This window comes from Bradyrhizobium oligotrophicum, assembly GCF_051168495.1.
Lineage (GTDB): Bacteria > Pseudomonadota > Alphaproteobacteria > Rhizobiales > Xanthobacteraceae > Bradyrhizobium > Bradyrhizobium oligotrophicum_A.
This window is the reverse complement of the sequence record NZ_JBNPVB010000030.1, coordinates 1-17,713: the sequence shown is the minus strand read 5'-3', so window position 1 is coordinate 17,713 and position 17,713 is coordinate 1. Positions and strand designations below refer to the sequence as shown.

Annotated in this window: 13 protein-coding genes, 2 pseudogenes and 1 riboswitch; of the genes and pseudogenes, 3 read left to right on the top strand and 12 right to left on the bottom strand. The window is 63.4% G+C overall.

Annotated features, from left to right (window positions below):
* Nucleotides 1-539 precede the first annotated feature (539 nt).
* Nucleotides 540-1,652, top strand: a complete 1,113-nt coding sequence (locus ACQR1B_RS33890) for a DUF2336 domain-containing protein (protein ID WP_434837194.1) — start codon at nucleotides 540-542, stop codon at nucleotides 1,650-1,652.
* A gap of 398 nt (nucleotides 1,653-2,050) precedes the next feature.
* Here ACQR1B_RS33890 and ACQR1B_RS33885 read toward each other — a convergent pair whose 3' ends face one another.
* Nucleotides 2,051-4,003, bottom strand: coding sequence for a sulfatase-like hydrolase/transferase (locus tag ACQR1B_RS33885; protein ID WP_434837193.1), 1,953 nt, complete (start codon nucleotides 4,001-4,003; stop codon nucleotides 2,051-2,053).
* A gap of 212 nt (nucleotides 4,004-4,215) precedes the next feature.
* A riboswitch (cobalamin riboswitch) is annotated at nucleotides 4,216-4,431 on the top strand.
* Between the two features lie 111 nt (nucleotides 4,432-4,542).
* On the opposite strand from ACQR1B_RS33885, the gene ACQR1B_RS33880 reads away from it, so the two are divergent.
* On the top strand, nucleotides 4,543-6,609 hold the full coding sequence (locus ACQR1B_RS33880; protein WP_434837192.1) for a TonB-dependent receptor domain-containing protein: 2,067 nt from the start codon (nucleotides 4,543-4,545) through the stop codon (nucleotides 6,607-6,609).
* A gap of 70 nt (nucleotides 6,610-6,679) precedes the next feature.
* Complete coding sequence (locus tag ACQR1B_RS33875) at nucleotides 6,680-7,258, top strand: hypothetical protein (protein WP_434837191.1); 579 nt, start codon at nucleotides 6,680-6,682, stop codon at nucleotides 7,256-7,258.
* 321 nt (nucleotides 7,259-7,579) lie between these two features.
* On the opposite strand, the pseudogene ACQR1B_RS33870 reads toward ACQR1B_RS33875, so the two are convergent.
* From ACQR1B_RS33870 to ACQR1B_RS33820, 11 genes and pseudogenes are all read right to left on the bottom strand, one after another.
* Nucleotides 7,580-7,813, bottom strand: a pseudogene (locus ACQR1B_RS33870) (ketol-acid reductoisomerase); the annotation flags it as partial.
* A gap of 73 nt (nucleotides 7,814-7,886) precedes the next feature.
* Complete coding sequence (locus ACQR1B_RS33865; protein WP_434837190.1) at nucleotides 7,887-8,630, bottom strand: alanine--tRNA ligase-related protein; 744 nt, start codon at nucleotides 8,628-8,630, stop codon at nucleotides 7,887-7,889.
* A 16-nt stretch (nucleotides 8,631-8,646) separates the two neighbouring features.
* Nucleotides 8,647-10,173: a GTP-binding protein gene (locus ACQR1B_RS33860; protein ID WP_434837189.1), complete on the bottom strand. Its 1,527-nt coding sequence runs from the start codon at nucleotides 10,171-10,173 to the stop codon at nucleotides 8,647-8,649.
* Nucleotides 10,170-11,336: a serine O-acetyltransferase gene (locus tag ACQR1B_RS33855; RefSeq protein WP_434837188.1), complete on the bottom strand. Its 1,167-nt coding sequence runs from the start codon at nucleotides 11,334-11,336 to the stop codon at nucleotides 10,170-10,172. Before ACQR1B_RS33855 ends, ACQR1B_RS33860 begins: the two co-directional genes overlap by 4 nt.
* A complete protein-coding gene (locus tag ACQR1B_RS33850) occupies nucleotides 11,281-12,207 on the bottom strand; it encodes a pyridoxal-phosphate dependent enzyme (protein WP_434837187.1) in 927 nt (308 codons plus the stop codon). Before ACQR1B_RS33850 ends, ACQR1B_RS33855 begins: the two co-directional genes overlap by 56 nt.
* Before the next feature lie 518 nt (nucleotides 12,208-12,725).
* Nucleotides 12,726-13,745: a ketol-acid reductoisomerase gene (ilvC, locus tag ACQR1B_RS33845; protein WP_434837186.1), complete on the bottom strand. Its 1,020-nt coding sequence runs from the start codon at nucleotides 13,743-13,745 to the stop codon at nucleotides 12,726-12,728.
* Between the two features lie 148 nt (nucleotides 13,746-13,893).
* The gene (locus ACQR1B_RS33840; protein WP_434837185.1) at nucleotides 13,894-14,496 is read right to left on the bottom strand and encodes a LysE family translocator; all 603 of its coding nucleotides are present in this window, start codon (nucleotides 14,494-14,496) and stop codon (nucleotides 13,894-13,896) included.
* Between the two features lie 266 nt (nucleotides 14,497-14,762).
* Nucleotides 14,763-15,452 (bottom strand): class I SAM-dependent methyltransferase, encoded by a 690-nt coding sequence (locus ACQR1B_RS33835; RefSeq protein WP_434837184.1) that lies wholly within the window; start codon nucleotides 15,450-15,452, stop codon nucleotides 14,763-14,765.
* A 3-nt stretch (nucleotides 15,453-15,455) separates the two neighbouring features.
* Nucleotides 15,456-15,998, bottom strand: coding sequence for an acetolactate synthase small subunit (gene ilvN / locus ACQR1B_RS33830; RefSeq protein WP_434837183.1), 543 nt, complete (start codon nucleotides 15,996-15,998; stop codon nucleotides 15,456-15,458).
* A 175-nt stretch (nucleotides 15,999-16,173) separates the two neighbouring features.
* Nucleotides 16,174-17,157, bottom strand: coding sequence for a threonine dehydratase (locus tag ACQR1B_RS33825; protein ID WP_434837182.1), 984 nt, complete (start codon nucleotides 17,155-17,157; stop codon nucleotides 16,174-16,176).
* Between the two features lie 367 nt (nucleotides 17,158-17,524).
* Nucleotides 17,525-17,713: pseudogene (locus ACQR1B_RS33820) on the bottom strand (acetolactate synthase 3 large subunit); the annotation flags it as partial.

Genomic DNA, 17,713 nt, shown 5'->3' with positions numbered 1-17,713 from the left:
GCCTCAGATGGTTGCGAACCGATTATCGCACGGGATGCGGCATCATGCTGACGCTGTTTTGCAACGCCGGATCGTGCCCGGAGCTTCGTCGATCGAAGCTCCGCAGACAACGCCGGATCCGGCACGGCCGGGGCAAAACGGGCCATGTCAAGAATGTGATTTAAAATTCGATCCTTGAGGGGATGACAGCTGACGTGAAATCGATGGCGGCGATGAAACCGGATGAAGGAAGGCCAATGACCTCATGGGATCATTAACCTTTCGGTCTCTCACGCTGGCCGCGCGACGTCCGCGCGAGGGTAGAACGGCCCGATCGATCGAGTGTCTCTGCGGCGCAGGTCGAGCGCCGCTTTCAGTCTTCTGCAAGCGCTACACGCTTCGTCTTAATTTTCCGTATCCGTGTTTCCCCGGAGTACTACGTTCCGCTGCCCTAACACATTGTTATCGCCCGTGCCGAAGACTGGGGCCGCCGAGAGCCCTGCAGCGGACCAGAAGCGCATGCTGCCGCTCCCGGATATCCGGACCAGACGAGCGCCAACGTGCACCAGCCAGAACAGCTTCCGCCTTCAGAACACTCGATCATCAGCGAACTCGAAGAGGCCGTCCGCGGCGGCTCTTCCGAGAAGCGCGTCAACACCCTGCGCCAGGTCACCAACCTGTTCCTGCATGACGGCGAACGCCTCAGCGAGGATCAGATCAAGGTGTTCGACAACGTGCTCTGCATGCTGGTCGCCCGGGTCGAGACCCGTGCCCGCGCCGAGCTCAGCAAGCATCTCGCGCCGGTCGACTACGCTCCCGTAGACGTCATCCAGCAACTGGCCCGCGACGACGAGATCTCGGTCGCCGGGAACGTGCTGATGCACTCGACCCGGCTCAGCGAGCATACGCTGGTCGAGGTCGCGACGACCAAGGGCCAGGACCACCTGATGGCGATCTCCAGCCGCCCACATCTGACCGAAGCGGTGACCGACATCATCGTCGACCGCGGCGAACGCCGGGTCATCCGCAAGCTCGCCAACAACCAGACCGCCCGCTTCTCCGAGACCGGCTATTCGGGCATGATGGCGCATGCCGAGGACGACGACGAGCTGACCGAGATCATCGGGCTGCGGGTCGACCTCCCCAACAAGCACTTGCGCGACCTCTTGCGCCGCGCCACCGACGCCGTGCGCAACAAGCTGACCGCCTCGGCGCCGCCTGCGCTGCAGCAGGAGATCAAGAAAGTCCTCAAGGCGATCGCCGACGTCGCACGCAGCGACGGCGGCCTGATCGGCCGCGACTTCACCCTGGCCGAAGAGGCCGTCAAGCGCATGAAGGGGCTGAACGAGCTCAACGATTCTGCGCTTGCCTTCTTCGCCGAGACCCGCCGCTTCGGCGAGGTCGCCGCCGCGCTCGGCCTGCTCAACAACGTCCCGACCGAAATGATGGCCAAGGTGCTGGAAGGGCCGCGCACCGACATCGTGCTGATCCCCTGCCGCGCCGCCGGGCTGACCTGGGCGGTGGTGGCCAAGATTCTGACCCACCGCCCGATCAAGCACGCCATCGACAGCGATACCTTGAAGCTCGCCGAGCGCGACTACGGCCGGCTGTCCCTCGAGACCGCCCAGCGCACCTTGCGGTTCTGGATGGTGCACAACAAGGTCGAGAAGTGAGCGGGAGTCGCTTCCGCCTCGCTGCCGGCCACGAATGCCTCTCGCTCGCTTCAAACCTTTCCCCGCCTGCGGGGAGAGAGAGCGCAGCGTTTTGGCTGATTGAGGCAATCTCTTTCGGGCATGGGCGGTGCAAACCTCTCCCCGCTCTTTGCGGGGAGAGGTCGGATTGCGCAGCAATCCGGGGGGCATGGCACTGACGGAGCCCGATCGGAGCTCTATCGGACTCATGAGTCGGCGCCTCGTAGCTGCACTGCCCGTGCCGCTGCCCCTCACCCCCGCCCTCTCAGCGCGAGCGGAGCTCGTCGCGACCCCGTAAGAACGGGGAGAGGGAGCAGACCGTCAATGCGGCCATGGCGCGGACGATCGCGCGCTGAAGAGCAACACCGCATCCATCAAAGCTACAAGTCCCGCCGCTCCAGCGCCGCGAGCAGCACGGCGAGTTCATCCGCCGCCTTCTGCACGACGGGCTGGCTGGTCCACGCCGGCAGCCGGTCGCGCGCCTTCGGCGGCGTCCCGTCCACCCGGACGAGGTTCTCGACCTCGTTGGGATCGCGCTTGAGATCATACATCTCCCATTGCTGGGCTGCCTTGCCGGAGGGATCGAAATAGCGCGACAGCTTGTAGTCCTGGGTCCGCACGCAACGGACGTGATTGGGCTGCCGCACCGGTCCCGGCGCAAGCGTCCTGACCGGACCCTTGCCATGATGGCCCTCGCGCACCGCGGCGACGGTCTTGTTGTAGAGCTCGAACTCCGCCAGCGACTGCCGGTTATGGGCGTTGTTCTCCGGCGGCAGCGGCTCGGTGATCTCGTCGTCGGTGATAAACAGCACGCCCTGGCGCGGCTTGCCGTCGGGCTCGATCACGATATCGGTCTCGCCGCGCAGCAGCGGGCTGAGATCGACGCCGCGCAGCGCCGGCACCGGCCGGCTCTCGGACAGTTTTCGCGCGATGTCCTCGCGTTCCCCGGCCGAGACTCCGGCGAGTCCGAGCACGGTCGGCAGCATGTCGATATGGCTCGTCAGGGCGTCGCTCGCCCGCAGCTTCTTGTCGTGGCGGTGGGGCGGAAACTGCACGACCACCGGCACGTGCAGCGCCTCCTGGTAGGCGGCGTGCCACTTCTCCATCATCATGCCGTGGGCGGCGGCGTATTCGCCATGGTCGCTGAGGAAGACGACGATGGTGTTGGACGCCTGCCCCGTCTCCTCCAAGGTCTGCAGCACTTGGTCGATGTGGGAATCCACCACCGCATGCAGCCAGGCATAGAGCTGGATGAACTTGCGGCAGGCCTCGTCGGGATGGTCGGTGAGCTGGAACGGGATCGAACTGCGCAGCGCGAGATCCACGGCGGCATTGGAGTCGCCCTTGTCCTTGCCGGACAGCGCGTTGTAGCCGGTCTTCGCCGCCAGCGCCAAACCCATCTTGTAGGCGTAGTCGTGCTGGCACGACGGCTTGCCGTCGAGCGCTTCGTTCATGGTCGGCGGCGCGTTGGCGCTGCCTTGCGGAAAGTCAAGCGGGTTGAGCGGGACCACCGCCGTGCCGGCCGTCGGCGGCGGCGTGCCCTGCCCTTCGCGCGGCACGGTGAGCGGCCCGAACACCGACTGCTGCTTGCCCACTTGATCGGGCGTCGGCAGCGCCTGGCTGATCACGGCAGGATAGGTCGCGATGTCGTGCGGATTGACGAAGGACGCGACCGCGAACCACGGCTTGACGTCGGACGGATCGGGCGCCGCCGCATCCGGATCGCGCGCATCGGCCTCGGCGACGACGCGGTTGTAGTTGAGCGCCAGCGCCTGGCGACGGATGAAGGCGCACACCGCATCGGTGAAGCCGGCGTCGCGATAGAGGCCGAGATTGTTGGTCTGCGCGCCATGCGGCTCGGGATAGGACTGCTCCCAATTGTCGAAGCCGTAGCGCTTCAGCGAATGGTCCGGCGGATTGCTGACGTGCCATTTGCCGAAATAATGCGTGGCGTAGCCGGCCTCGCGCATCCAGCTGCCGAGGGTGGGGATGCCGTCGGCGGCGAGCCAGGGGAAGTTCGGCGAATCACCGTTCTTGAACAGGCCGTCGGTCTGGGTGACGCCGGTCCTGGTGCCGTACTGCCCGGTGTAGATGGTGGCGCGGCTCGGCGTGCAGGCGCTGGCGGCGATGGTATGGTTGCGCAGCAGCACCGCGTTGCGGCGCAGCCGCAGCAGGCCCGGAAAGAATTTCGCATAGGGATTGTCGGCGCCGATGTCCTCGCTGAAGCCGAGGATGCGCTTCAGCGGCTCGGCGAAGCCGTGGTCGGCGCCGTAGGAGAAGCGCGGGAAGCGATACTGATCGCAGGTGACGAGCAGGATGTTCGGACGGCTCATGACAGGCTCCAATGGACGGTCCCCGGGAGGACACCCGGGGACGACGCGTTCTCTCCCACGCAGCCAAGGGGAGAGATATGAAGCCGATCACAATCTCAGGTAGTTTTCCATTGTGGAAATTTGGGCGGATGCTCCGGCCGTCGCGCAATCCGCATCGATTGGATTGATCAGTGGTTTGATTTCGTCGGCGATTGACTCCGCCGCGCACCGGCTTCTACGGTGATCGCGACGGTGCCCCTGACAGGGGCTCAAAAGGGAATGCGGTGCCGGACGCGTCTCGCAAGCGACGTGATCGAAGGCCGCAGCTGCCCCCGCAACTGTAAGCGGCGAATCTCGCGTCACAGGCCACTGGGAGACTCGGTCCCGGGAAGGCGACGTTGAGGTGATGACCCGCGAGCCAGGAGACCTGCCGTCAGCCGTGGTCACACGCGAGGATGCCGGTCGGGGCGTTATTGGCATCGTTTTCAGGCAGGTCTGCAAAGGCCGGCATGAGACCTCGTTCGCGGTGACGTGCCACTGACGTCATGCCGAGGTCACTCGTGTCTTCCGTTTGCCATGCCCGGCGCCATCGCGCCGTTTCGTCGTTCTGCGTTCTCACGTCATTCGTGCTGCTCGGTGCTGTCCCGACAGCTGCACAGCAATCCGCCTCGCCGAATCTGCTGCCGCCGGTCGAGGTCGACCCGCCGCGCAAGCCGGCCTCCGCCAGGCCGGCAGTGCCCGGCAGATCTCAGACGCGCGCCACCGGGCAGCCACCTCTTCAGCAGCCTGCCAAGCCGGCGGCACCGGGCAGCGGCCCTGTCGCCGTGAGCCCCACCGGCGTTGCCACGCCGGTCGCCCATGTCGCGAATGCGATCACGGTCGTGACCGACAAGGACATCGCCACGCAGCAGGCGCGCACCGTGCCGGACATCCTCAGCACCGTCCCTGGATTGAACGTTGTGCAGGCCGGTGGTCCCGGTGGGCAGACCAACGTCTTCATGCGCGGCACCAATGCCAACCATACCAAGCTGATCATCGACGGCATCGATGTCGGCGACGTCACCAACAGCAACGGCGCGTTCGACTTCGCCCATCTGCTGGCCGCCGACATCCAGCAGTTCGAAGTGCTGCGCGGGCCCCAGAGCGGGCTTTACGGCTCCGACGCGATCGGAGGCGTCATCTCCGTGATCACGCGCAAGGGCGACGGCCCGGCGCGGGCGACCGCCGCGGTCGAGAGCGGATCGTTCAAGACGTTCAACCAGAGCGCCGGACTGAGCGGCTCGCAGGACAATTTCAACTACGCGGTCAACGTCGCGCATCTGCATGCCGGCGACGTGCCGGTGACGCCGTGGCAGCTGCTGCCCCCGGGGCAGAAGGCGATCGGCAACGCCTACGACAACGTCACCGCCTCGACCAAGCTCGGCGTCGACCTCAACGAAGCCTGGACGCTGAATTCGGTGGTCCGCTACACCGACGCGACGCTGCTGTTCACCGGCGACAGCGGTTTTCCCAGCATACCCGACGCCACCCAGAGCAACCACACTGTTCACCAGCTGGCGACGCGCCAGGAAGCGGTCTGGTCGCTGCTCGACGGCCGCATCAGGAACTATTTCGGCGTCAACTATGTGAACGACTGGTCGTCGGATCTGACGGCCGGCAATCCGATCGCCACCGTCGCGACCGGCGAGCGCATCAAATATGATTGGCACGCGGTGACCGAGCTGGCGCCGCACAACAATCTCGTCGTCGGCCTGGAGCAGCAGAGCGAGCGGCTGAAGACCGCGGACCTCACGGCCGAGAATGGCAACAAGGCCGGCTTCATCGAGCTGCAAACCGAGTTCGCCAAACGCTGGTTCGTGGTCGCGAGCCTGCGCAACGACGTCAAGGACCGGTTTGGCGGGCACGCAACCTACCGAGTCGCACCGGCAGTCATTTTGCCTGTCACGGAGACGAAGCTGAAGGCGAGCTACGGCACCGGCTTCAAGGCGCCGACCTTGAGCCAGCTGCACCAGGATTTTCCGGCGTTCAACTTCTTCGCCAATCCGAACCTGAAGCCGGAGGAGAGCACCGGCTGGGATGCCGGCTTCGAGCAGCCGCTGTTCGCCGATCGCGTCCGCTTCGGCACGACCTATTTCCACAACAGCATCACCAACCTGATCAACTACGACACGGCCTTCACGTCCTACGCCAATGTCGGCCTCGCCACGACCGAGGGCACCGAGAGCTTCGTGGCCGCCAGGCTCACCGACCGGATCTCGCTGCGCGCCGATTATACGTTCACGCGCGCGGTCGATGCGGCGACCGGCCAGCAGCTGCGGCGGCGACCGAGGGAGAAATGGAGCGCGACCGCCACCTGGCTGCCGACCGATGCACTGACCCTGTCGGCCACCGTGCTGCGCGTTGGCGATTGGCTCGACGTCAGCCGCGACGGCATGACGACCGGGATCATCGCCCCCGGCACCACGGTCGTGAACCTGCGCGGCGACTACGCGCTGTCGGACCAGGTCAAGCTGTTCGGCCGGATCGATAATCTGTTCAACCGCCACGATCAGAACCCGACCGGGTTCCTGGCGCCTGGCCTCGGCGTGTTCGGCGGCATCGGGGTGGCGACCTCCGGGCTGCAGTGACGCAAACCTTTCGAAGCGGCTGTCAGCCGCTTCAAAACTGGACTACAATTCCACCAACAGGAGATGTTCCATGGCTCTCGACATTCTCGCTCCCGCCCGTTCCGAGGCCCGCCTCGCGCCGGTTTCGCAGCGCCACGCCGCCGCGTTCTGCTTCGTGCTGCTGACGAGCGCCTGTGCGCTGGCGAGCTTCGTGTTCGCCTGTGCCACGCCGTTTGCGGCGTTCGCGGTGATCGCCACCGTCCTGCTGCCGCTGCGCGCGGCGCTGCCGGTGATGCTCGGCGCCTTCATGGTCAATCAGGGCATCGGCTTCGGCGCCCTGCACTATCCGGTCGACGCCACCACGCTCGCCTGGGGTGCAGTGATCGGCGCCGCGGCGCTCGTGGCCACCGTCGTGGCACGTGTCGCCCTGGGAGCTCTGCGCTCCAGCCCAGCCCCACTGGCTTTTGCCGCCGCCCTGCTCGGCGCCTACGCAGCCTATGAGCTGGTGCTGCTCGCCGCGACGCCTGCACTCGGCGGCGCCGCGAGCTTCACGCTGCCGATCGTCGCCCGCCTCGGACTGACCAGCGCCGCCTGGCTGGTCGGCCTCGTCGCCGTTTGCGAGATCGTTCGCCTGCTGAGCCCGCACGCCTCGCGCCGCACGGTGGCCTGACCGGACCAGCTTCAGCGAGGGAGAGGACAGTCGTGTCCTCGTCCTCCGCTGTCGTCCCCGCGAACGCGGGGACCCATACCGCGTGATGTGAGCTGGCGGAAACAGGTCCTGAGTCACCACCGTTCGTCACCACGAACGACGCGGTTACGGGTCCCGCATTTGCAAGGACGGCAGCGTTGTTTGTCGCAAGCAGCCGGTCTGAACCACGCCGTTTGCTATCGCCGTCAACAAAAAGCCTCCGTCCAACAAGGACGGAGGCTTTCGATTGAGCTCAAGGTCAAGACCGCACGACAGGCAGTCTCGACCAGCACTCTCGATCGATCAGTTCTTCGACTTGTCGACCAGGGCGCCCTTCTTGATCCAGGGCATCATGTCGCGCAGGCGGGCGCCGACCTCCTCGATCGGGTGCTGGGCAAGCTTGGCGCGGGTCGCCTTGAACGAGGACTGGTTGACCTTGTTCTCGAGCATCCAGTCGCGGGCGAACTTGCCGGACTGGATGTCGTCGAGCACGCGCTTCATCTCCGCCTTGGTCGCCGGCGTCACGATGCGCGGGCCGATTTCCGGAGCGGACGGTGCGGCCTTGGCCCTTCGGCCCATCACTCTTGAAGGAACCCGGCTATTCTCCTTGCTACCCCTGGACGAAAACTCCCTTGATCCTTGTTAGGTTCGCGCCCTTCTTTGTCCGAGATAGCCGCATTTTCTTCAGCTCATCGACCTTCCTGACGTGTGTCCCTCCGCAAGGGATCACCACGTCCTCCCAGGTCCAGTAGAACACCTCATCTGAAACCTCGGACGGCACCATCTCCATCACACCACCGCGAGATATGAGCCCGTTCGCGACCTCCTCGATCTTTTGAACAACATCGGCTTTGATGTCACCTGCAAAATCGAACCGCCAAGCGTCTTCCGCAATATGGCAGCCTTTGACATAGAGAGGGTCTTCCGGTGTGCTCACCACCGTCTTCGCAGCCTGAAAGAGAAAATGAGCCGCACTGTGACTTCGCATCAGATTGCGCCGACGCGTTTGATCGACGCGAAGAAGCACCTCTTCGCCGACTGCGAACCCGGCCGGCCCCGCCAACTGATGCACAACCGTCGTATCGATCTTGATTGCAGGAATTTCGACACGTGTGCCCCGAGCCGTCAAGAGTCGGCCACCTTGATCCTGCACGTCACTCACACGAATGTCGTTGATATATCCGGTGTCGAACTCCTGGCCGCCCGACTCCGCGTAGAACACCGTTCTATCGAGAACGACATACTCGTTCTGCACTTCCAGGACCTTCGCTCGGCACTCGACCAAATCGACGTCCCGATGAAACAGCTTCTCGGTTTTGGCCGGATTGAGGAGCTTTAATCGTTCGAACGCCATCGCTTGCTCCAGGGTTTTAACCACAAATCGAAATCTCTAGCGGTGCGATACCCTTGCTCTGTTGCGCGCTCCTGTGCGCCCAAACGCCCAGAAGATATTCAATACCCTCGCTGCCAACCTCCAGCTGATCGAGATCGACCAAATCTTTGTCAGATCGCTTGATCGCCTCTGACGCATCCTTGGCAAAATCCTGATCGCGGAACTGAAATCTCGCGCGCCTCCCGCACGCGGCGATCGTGCCGCCGACGTCGTAGGACTGTCCGGTCTCATCAAACGAGAGCATCACCGTGTTCAAATTAAGCATGCCGTGGCCTTCCGTTATGGGCATCCATACATAGTCGGCCCGTAGCACCACCGTCAGGGTCCACCGGTCTCGATGTTCGCCCGAGAATGATTCATCGACCGGCAATCGTTGCAGATCCACAATTCTCGCCTTGAACGATGCGCCCAGATGCAACAGAGATATGTTTCGTCCGATCGCCCGCCATGACTGTGAGAGTTCGTGCGAGGCGATGTTCAAGATCGTTCCGCATCTTACCACCATGCTTTCCCGGCAGATCAACGTGCCCGAGACATGCTCCACAGGCTCCGCTATCGAGATTGCCCCGAGGTCACCCGCGTGCAGCTCTTCCACGCCGGGATGGAGTTCCGGCGACTCCGCAAGCTTTTTGATCCTGGCGCTGATTCCGCTCGGGCTCGACCGTTGATATATCACGATCGTCTCGGCAACTCTGATGCCACCCGACATCACCTTGCCGAGAATCCGATGGCCAACCCCTCGATCCTCCTGCGCCCGGCTTCCGACAAAAACAAACGGCATGGTCCCGGACAGCTGTTCAGGAGCTTTGATCAACTTCTGCGATAGCTTTTCAGCGACATCGAACAGGCAGGGACGACTGCTTTCACGTCGCCCCTTGATGTTCAAGTCGACGCGATTGCGAACATCTATCGAGATCGGGACGACGTCCTCGATCTTGAAGATCTCCGAAGCTAAGAGCGAGAAGTCGTCCAGCCGCTTCGTATCCCACTCCGTGTTGTCCATCTTCGTCAGCGCAATGACCAACGGGGCACCGGGCCTGATGATCGACCATGAAAGCACATGCGATAATGAACTGCTCAGGGCAGTTTTTGGATTATCAGCAGCCATGATTTCGAAGATTTGCGCGGCTTCGACGCAATAGATGCCGGCATCCGAGAACAAAATACCGCTATACCTCTGGTTGGCGCCATGCTCGGCACCAGGCGTATCGAGCGTATGGAAGGTCACGTTGGCACGATGCAATATCTCAAACCGGCTGACGTGTAGCCGCTTCGATGTCCCCTGCTTCAGGCGGCCCGTTCGACGGCGCTCGTCGTTGGATATGTCGACCAGGTACGCAAGAGCTTGGGCCTCATCGAAATTCTGCTCGAGCTCCGCGCGGACCTTCCTGATCTGCGCCTCCGCTACCCTCGGTTGCGATTGATAGTACAGATAGCCGGCCAAGGTCGATTTACCCGAGTGGGCCGGCCCAAACAGAACGATTTTGACATCCGAGGGGGTCATGTTGCACACCCCGTACTTTCGATTACCGCGGTCGTGAGCTCTTCCGATTCCAATTCGACATGCTGACCATCGTCGAACGCCAGAATCAGGCGTACATTTTGTTCCAAATGATCTGGCTCGACGTCGTCCCCGCGCAATTCCGGCGGCTGCACCTGTTGTTCATCATGTATCCCGGGCTGACGAATGCGCGATACAGCCACCCGCAACAGCCTGTCGGATACGACTTCGCACTGCATGTGCCAGTTCGCACTATCCTTCCCTACAGACGCGACCTCGGTGACGGCGGTACAGTCGGCAGGCGCGCCCCGGGGCACCCGCCCGGTCGGCCACCGACATATCTGCATCGAGACGTCCGCCTCTGACAACCCCTTGCCATGGATCGCGAAGGTGCCTGGGCTATCCGGCACGACTCCATAGATCCTCCTGGCGCGCGCGTTCGGGCCTGCACCGCGGTCAACCTGGATCATTGCAACCAGGCTCAGACGCGTATCTGCCGCGATATTGCGTCCCACCACGATCACGCCGGCGTTCACCACGACGTTATCGCCTATGACGACAGGACCGAATATCTTGACGTTGCCTGCCACCTTGACGCCATGACCCAATGTCGGATGCCGTTTTTTTTGCTCGCTGTGACTGATCGCCAATGCGCCAAGGACGACATTGTTCAGAATTGTGACATCGTCTCCAATTTCACAAGTTTCTCCGACAACGGTATTGAAGCCATGGTCTACCACGAATCGGCGGCCGATGCTTGCACCCGGATGTATTTCTACCCCACTTCGCACCTTGGCCCGCTCCGACACATATCGCGGCAGTATACGCGCGGACTCGTCGCCCAGGTTTTGGTCTTGCCAGATAGCGCGTGCGATCCGGTAGGCCGCGACCGCGCGAAACGCCACGCAGGCCTGATGCACCAACTCGTAAGACCCATGGGCTGCGGGATCAATCGAAATGTAACGAGTGAGATCCTCCTGAATCTGCGGCGTCGCCTCACTCACCCAACTCATGAGCATATCGTCCGTTGCCAGCACGGAAGACATCTTTTCTCTGACGTCGCTTACAATGTCTTCAATTGCACTTCTGAGTTGCTCGGCTTGAAATTGATCAAACGCTGCAGGTAGCATCGCTATCTCCGCATCGACGGAAAGCGTCGGCGGCATAGGCCTCGCCGCCGTCATAGGCCAAAATGACAATTGGTCCGCTGCCCCTCGTCCTCAGGGATTTCGCGGCAGCAAACGCCAACCCCGTAGTTCTTCCAGCAAATATCCCCGCCGTCGCAAACAGCTCGGCGCAGGCGGTCAAAGCGTCGGCGTGTTCGATCGTGATGAAGTCGTCCAATTTCGGTCGCGTGAAAAACGGCGGCGTCAACCCGACGGCAGCGCCTTCGAACGGATGATCGACAAACGTCTGCGTCTTGAAATCGCAGCCTTTGGGCTGGACGACGACAACCCTGACTTTGGAGAATGTCCGTCGAAATATGCGCTCATACGCACAAAGACTTGCTCCGCTGCCGACACACTTGACGAGAGAGATGGTCTCCTCCGGCGAAACGCCGCACTCAATCAACTGACTGACGTACTCGGATGCCCCCTCTTCATGCGCCTCGATGCAGGCTTGATTGTTGAACTGGTCCGTGAAAAATGGAACAAGGCCCATATGACGATAGCTCGCCATATGCAGGTCGATGATTTCCTTGTTGCTGCAACCGCTTGCCATTTCTTTGCGACCGATCAGATCGGCACCGAGCTGCGCCAGGAGATATCTTCGATAGGCGCTGAACGCGGGCCTGACGACGAGCTTGACCGGGTATCCGCAAGGTACTGCGTATGTCGCGAGACCGAGGCCGAAATTTCCTCCGCTCTTTTCGATGATCAGATGCTTGCCGTCACGCTTGAGAGCCCCCTCGGCTTCTGCCGCGGCGATAACGCGCCTTGCGGCCCTTGCTTTATGGCTACCTCCCAACTGAAGGTGTTCTAACTTGATGAATGTCTCGTCAGGAAGAAGTTTGATGGGAGTGCGCGCGACGTTCATGGGATTCCCCCAATCCACAGAGCGTTCCCGCGGAAGTCAAAAGCCCTGATTGGGAAATATATTATTCAGACGAATATCGAACTCGAACAATATCGAATTCGAACGGTAAGTATCGGACTCGACGGTATCGCACTATCAGAGGGCGCGTGGTGCAGGGCGACGGCGTGTCTGCTTCGCGACGGGCCGGATCGACTACAAGATTAATGTACAATGCTTTGGAATATCGCGCAAGTTGTAATTTCAGTTGCGCTAAGATTTGAATGGCACATCTGCGCTCCGATGCTGCGTCCTGGCGCAATATGCCGAGATCCACGTCGCAAATACACCGGTTGAATTTAGCCGGGTGAAACTAGCGCAAACTCGCCGCTTACATTCCCAAATGACGCGCGCAGCTCCCAGCTGTTCCAGGTCAACGGCTGCTAGCCCGACTTGGTCGACGACGCGGCAATCAACTGTCTGTTGCCGTGCGAGATCGCGGTATGGCCGCGATCTCGCACGGCAAGACCTTGGATCAGGCCTCAGTTCTTGCTCTTGTCGACCAGCGCGCCCTTCTTGATCCAGGGCATCATGTCGCGCAGGCGGGCGCCGACCTCCTCGATCGGGTGCTGGGCAAGCTTGGCGCGGGTCGCCTTGAACGAGGTCTGGTTGACCTTGTTCTCCAGCATCCAGTCGCGGGCGAACTTGCCGGACTGGATGTCGTCGAGCACGCGCTTCATCTCCGCCTTGGTCGCCGGCGTCACGATGCGCGGGCCGGTGACGTACTCGCCGTACTCGGCGGTGTTGGAGATCGAGTAGTTCATGTTGGCGATGCCGCCTTCATAGATCAGGTCGACGATCAGCTTGACCTCGTGGAGACACTCGAAATAGGCCATCTCCGGCGCGTAGCCGGCCTCGGTCAGCGTCTCGTAGCCGGCCTTGATCAGTTCGACCAGGCCGCCGCACAGCACCGCCTGCTCGCCGAACAGATCGGTCTCGCACTCTTCCTTGAAGGTGGTCTCGATGATGCCGGCGCGGCCGCCGCCGATCGCCGATGCATAGGACAGGCCGAGGTCATGGGCGTTGCCCGAGGAGTCCTTGGCGATCGCGATCAGACAGGGCACGCCGCCGCCGCGCTGGTACTCGGAGCGGACGGTGTGGCCGGGGCCCTTCGGCGCGATCATCAGCACATCGAGGTCGGCGCGCGGGTCGAGCAGGTTGAAGTGGACGTTGAGGCCGTGCGCGAAGACGAGCGCGGCGCCCTGCTTCATGTTGTCGTGCAGATGCTCGCGGTAGATGTCGCCCTGCAGCTCGTCCGGGGTCAGCATCATGACGAGGTCGGCCCATTTGGCGGCCTCGGCGACTTCCATCACCTTGAAGCCGGCAGCTTCCGCCTTCTTGGCCGAGCTTGATCCCTTGCGCAGCGCGATCGCGACGTCCTTGACGCCGGAATCCTTCAGGTTCAGCGCGTGGGCATGGCCCTGGCTGCCGTAGCCGACGATGACGACCTTCTTGCCCTTGATCAGGTTCAGATCGGCGTCGCGATCGTAGTAGACACGCATTGTCGTTTCCTCTTTGAGATGCCGGAATTGGCTGGACAATCAGAAGCTTGGGTGCCGCATCGACGGCCGGGCCCGAACGAAATCCGGCCCGTGTCTAGAGCATTTTGGGCAGAGTTGGAAACCCCGATCTCGCATGGCGCGCATCCCCTCATGCGTCCGTGAACACGGGATAGAGCGATGCCAGCAACAGCACCGCCATCAGGATGTTGAAGGCCCGTACTGCGCCTTCCGAACTCAGCAGCGGCCGCAGCGCCGTGCCGAACAGGGTCCAGGTGATGGTCGAGCCGACCGCCATCACGAAGCTGATCGCGACCTGCAGCGCGACGTTGGCCGGAAAGCTCGCGATCGCCGCATAGGCGGTGATGGTGCTGAGCACCATCACCCAGCCCTTGGCGTTCACCCATTGGAACAGCACCGCGCCCCAGAACGACATCGGGCCGCGCCCGCGGCTCTCCTCGGGCTTGGTCGCGCCCGACATGGCAATCGCGACGGCCAGATAGATCAGATAGGCGGCGCCGAGATATTTCAGAACCTGCTGCAGCACCGGATAGTTGATGAACACGGTGGCCAGCCCGAAGCCGACCGCGCCGACCATGAAGGCGAAGCCGAAGCTGACGCCCATGATGTGCGGCACGGTGCGGCGGAAGCCGTAGGTCACGCCCGACGACAGCAGCATGATGTTGTTCGGCCCCGGCGTGAACGCCATCACGAAGGCGAAGGTGACGAAGGCGATGAGGAGCTGCTGGGACATTAGTGGACACCCATGGCAAGCCCGCAGTGACTCGCGGTCACCTGCACATGACGGCCGCGCCTGTCGCGGCGCGGGCAGTGCAACCTCGCCCCGCTTGCGGGGAGAGGTCGGATTGCATCGCGAGATGCAATCCGGTTGAGGGGGGCTCTCCGCACGGTCGGTGGACGCGGCTGCCCCTCACCCCAACCCTCTCCCCGTAAGAACGGGGAGAGGGGGCGCACCGGCTGCTGCGCGGCAGCGTGCGCCACCAACAAACACTTCATCTTTCAGCCCTGCCCTGCCGGCTTCTGCAGCACATAGGTCGCATGCATCGGCGCGTGGTAGTCGGCGGAGACCGTGACGAAGCCGACCTCCGTCAGCATGCGCTCCATCACCCAGGCGAAGGTCGAGTTCTCGTCGCGCATGTGGGTAATGACGCTATCGCGGGAGAAGTCGTGGTTCTTGATGTTGAAATCGGCCCACTGCTCGACCGAGCGCTCGGCGCCGTCGGGCATGCTGACATAGACGATGTCGCGCAGGAAGAACTGTGCGCCCGGCTTCAGCGCCGCGAAGATGCGCGACAGCGCCACCGCCTTCCAGAAGTCCGGCAGATGATGCAGCGTGAACTCGCTGGCGATCAGGTCATAGGTGGCGGGCGCGGAGGCGAACGACAGCAGGCCGGCCGATTGCGTGCGCACCGCGGTGCGGCGATCGCGGGTGTACAATTTGGTCAGCGCCAGCATGGCCGGCGAAATGTCGATGGCGTCGACGACGGCCCCCAGCAGCGCGGCCTCCGTCGCCAGCACGCCATTGCCGCAGCCGATGTCGGCCACCCGCCAGCCGGGCTTGACGCCCAGCATCTTCAGCGCGGCGCGCGCGCGCTCGTCGGCATCATCGCCCGAGCCGTAGATCGAGGCCACGGCGTGGTCGAGCCCGATCCGGTTGCGTTCGTTGTAGTACCAGTCGCGCGCCAGCATGGCTCACATCCCTTCCGGTCCCCGCCCGATCGCTGCGATGCCGGTCCGGGCGACCTCCACCAGGCCGAGCGGTCGCATCAGATCGACAAATTGCGTGATCTTGTCGGTGTCGCCTGTGATCTCGAACACAAAGCTTTCCGTCGTGGCGTCGATGACGCGGGCGCGGAACGCATCCGCCAGCCGCAGCGCCTCGACACGCGGCTCGCCGGTGCTGCGCACCTTGACCATCGCGAGTTCGCGCTCGATCGCCCGTTTCGTCAGCGTCATGTCGACGACGCGGTAGACCGGGATCATGCGGTCGAGCTGATGCTTGATCTGCTGGATCACCATCGGCGTGCCGGTCGTGACGATGGTGATGCGCGAGAGATGCTTCTGGCTCTCGGTCTCGGAGACGGTGAGGCTCTCGATGTTGTAGCCGCGCCCCGAGAACAGGCCGATGACGCGCGCGAGCACGCCGGGCTCGTTCTGCACCAGCACTGAGAGCGTGTGCGTCTCGTTGGGATCGTGACGCTCTTCCATGAAATAGGCTGACGCTGGCTGGTTCATTGGTGTCCCCGTTGTAGTTCAGCCGTCATCGCCGGGCTTGTCCCGGCCATCCACGTCGAGCGTCGCGCCCGCGGCTCGTGGATGCCCGGGCCTTCGCCGCGCCGAAGCGGCTTCGGCCGCGCAGGCGGGTCAAGCCCGGGCATGACGGCGGTGTGTGTGGCAAGCGGAGCGCTCATTATGCGGCTCCGGCTTCGGCATGAGCAGCCGCCGGCATCACCCAGCGCCTGAACAGGTCGAGATCGATGTTGCCGCCGGTGAGCACCAGGCCGACGCGCTTGCCGGCGAGCTTGTGCTTGTCCTGCAGCGCAGCTGCGAGCGACGCCGCGCCGGCACCTTCGGCGAGATTGTGCGTATCGGTCCAGAAGATACGGATCGCCTCGGCGATCTCGGCGTCGCTGACCTGGACGATGCGCGAGGCGCCTTTCAGAATGATCGCCAGCGCATCCGCATCCGGGCTGCGGGTGGCGAGCCCGTCGGCGTTGGTGTCGGCGCTGTTGGTCGTCACGACGGTGCGGGCCGCGAACGACAGCGCATAGGACGGCGCCTCTGTCGACTGCACGCCGACGATCTCCGTCTTCAGCCCGAGCAGGTCGCGCGCCAGGATGCAGCCGCAGATGCCGGAGCCCTGCCCGATCGAGACATAGAGCACGTCGAGATCGGGCACCGCGCGAAACAGCTCCAGCGCATAGGTGGCCACGCCGCGCACGATATCCGGATGGAACGACGGCACCATGCGCAAGGACTCGCGCGCGGTGTGCCGGCCGGCCTCCTCGCGCGCCTCCTGGAAGTCGCTGCCGTGCTCGATCAGTTGGGCGCCGAACGCCGCCATCGCGCGGTTCTTTTCGACCGAATTGCCCTGGGGCACGTAGATCGTCACCGGCAGGCCGTTGCGGCGGCCGGCAAACGCGATGCTCTGGTCATGATTGCCGCGCGTCGCGGTGATCAGCCCACGGACATCCGGCTGCGCACGCTTCAGCTGATCGACATAGACCAGCCCGCCACGCACCTTGAAGGCGCCGGCCGGCGTGTGGTTCTCGTGCTTGACGACGACATGTGTCCCCAGCCGCTGCGCCAGCAGCGGCCACGCATGCGCCGGCGTCGCCGGCACGGCGGCGCCGACGATGGCATGGGCGGCTTCGAGCTCAGCGAGCGTGAACATGGGACTGCTCATTTGTTGTTCGCCGATAGCCGCGAACGCCGCTGCGCTCCCTCTCCCCGTTCTTACGGGGAGAGGGCTGGGGTGAGGGGCAGCCACACGCACCGGCCGTGCGGGGAGCCCCCCTCACCCGGATTGCATCTGACGATGCAATCCGAGCTCTCAGCGCGAGCGAAGCTCGTCGCGCCCCCGCAGGCGGGGAGAGGTGAAGAGCGCCGCTGCCGCACCACCGTGTCATGCCCGCGAAAGCGGGCATCCTGTACGCCGCGGCCGTCGTGAGACCCACAATGGCCGCAGCGTACTGGATCGCCCGGTCAAGCCGGGCGATGACAGCTGAGTGTGTCGGGCGCGCTGAGCTCACGATCAGTCCTCACACCAGCGCCTTGCCGCCGGCGAACGCCGCGGCCGGATCGGACGCTTCGGCCGGCAGGATCATCTCGTTGTGCGCCTTGCCCGATGGGATCATCGGGAAGCAGTTCTCCAGCGCCGCGACGCGGCAGTCGAACAGCACCGGCTTCCTGACCGAGATCATCTCCTTGATCGCGCCGTCGAGATCGCC

Bases quoted from the DNA above. Each gene is read 5' to 3' on its own strand.
- ACQR1B_RS33885 (WP_434837193.1), bottom strand. From the start codon at position 4,003: ATGAGCCGTCCGAACATCCTGCTCGTCACCTGCGATCAGTATCGCTTC.
- ACQR1B_RS33875 (WP_434837191.1), top strand. From the start codon at position 6,680: ATGGCTCTCGACATTCTCGCTCCCGCCCGTTCCGAGGCCCGCCTCGCG.
- ACQR1B_RS33865 (WP_434837190.1), bottom strand. From the start codon at position 8,630: ATGGCGTTCGAACGATTAAAGCTCCTCAATCCGGCCAAAACCGAGAAG.
- ACQR1B_RS33860 (WP_434837189.1), bottom strand. From the start codon at position 10,173: ATGACCCCCTCGGATGTCAAAATCGTTCTGTTTGGGCCGGCCCACTCG.
- ACQR1B_RS33855 (WP_434837188.1), bottom strand. From the start codon at position 11,336: ATGCCGCCGACGCTTTCCGTCGATGCGGAGATAGCGATGCTACCTGCA.
- ACQR1B_RS33850 (WP_434837187.1), bottom strand. From the start codon at position 12,207: ATGAACGTCGCGCGCACTCCCATCAAACTTCTTCCTGACGAGACATTC.
- ilvC (WP_434837186.1), bottom strand. From the start codon at position 13,745: ATGCGTGTCTACTACGATCGCGACGCCGATCTGAACCTGATCAAGGGC.
- ACQR1B_RS33840 (WP_434837185.1), bottom strand. From the start codon at position 14,496: ATGTCCCAGCAGCTCCTCATCGCCTTCGTCACCTTCGCCTTCGTGATG.
- ACQR1B_RS33835 (WP_434837184.1), bottom strand. From the start codon at position 15,452: ATGCTGGCGCGCGACTGGTACTACAACGAACGCAACCGGATCGGGCTC.
- ilvN (WP_434837183.1), bottom strand. From the start codon at position 15,998: ATGAACCAGCCAGCGTCAGCCTATTTCATGGAAGAGCGTCACGATCCC.
- ACQR1B_RS33825 (WP_434837182.1), bottom strand. From the start codon at position 17,157: ATGTTCACGCTCGCTGAGCTCGAAGCCGCCCATGCCATCGTCGGCGCC.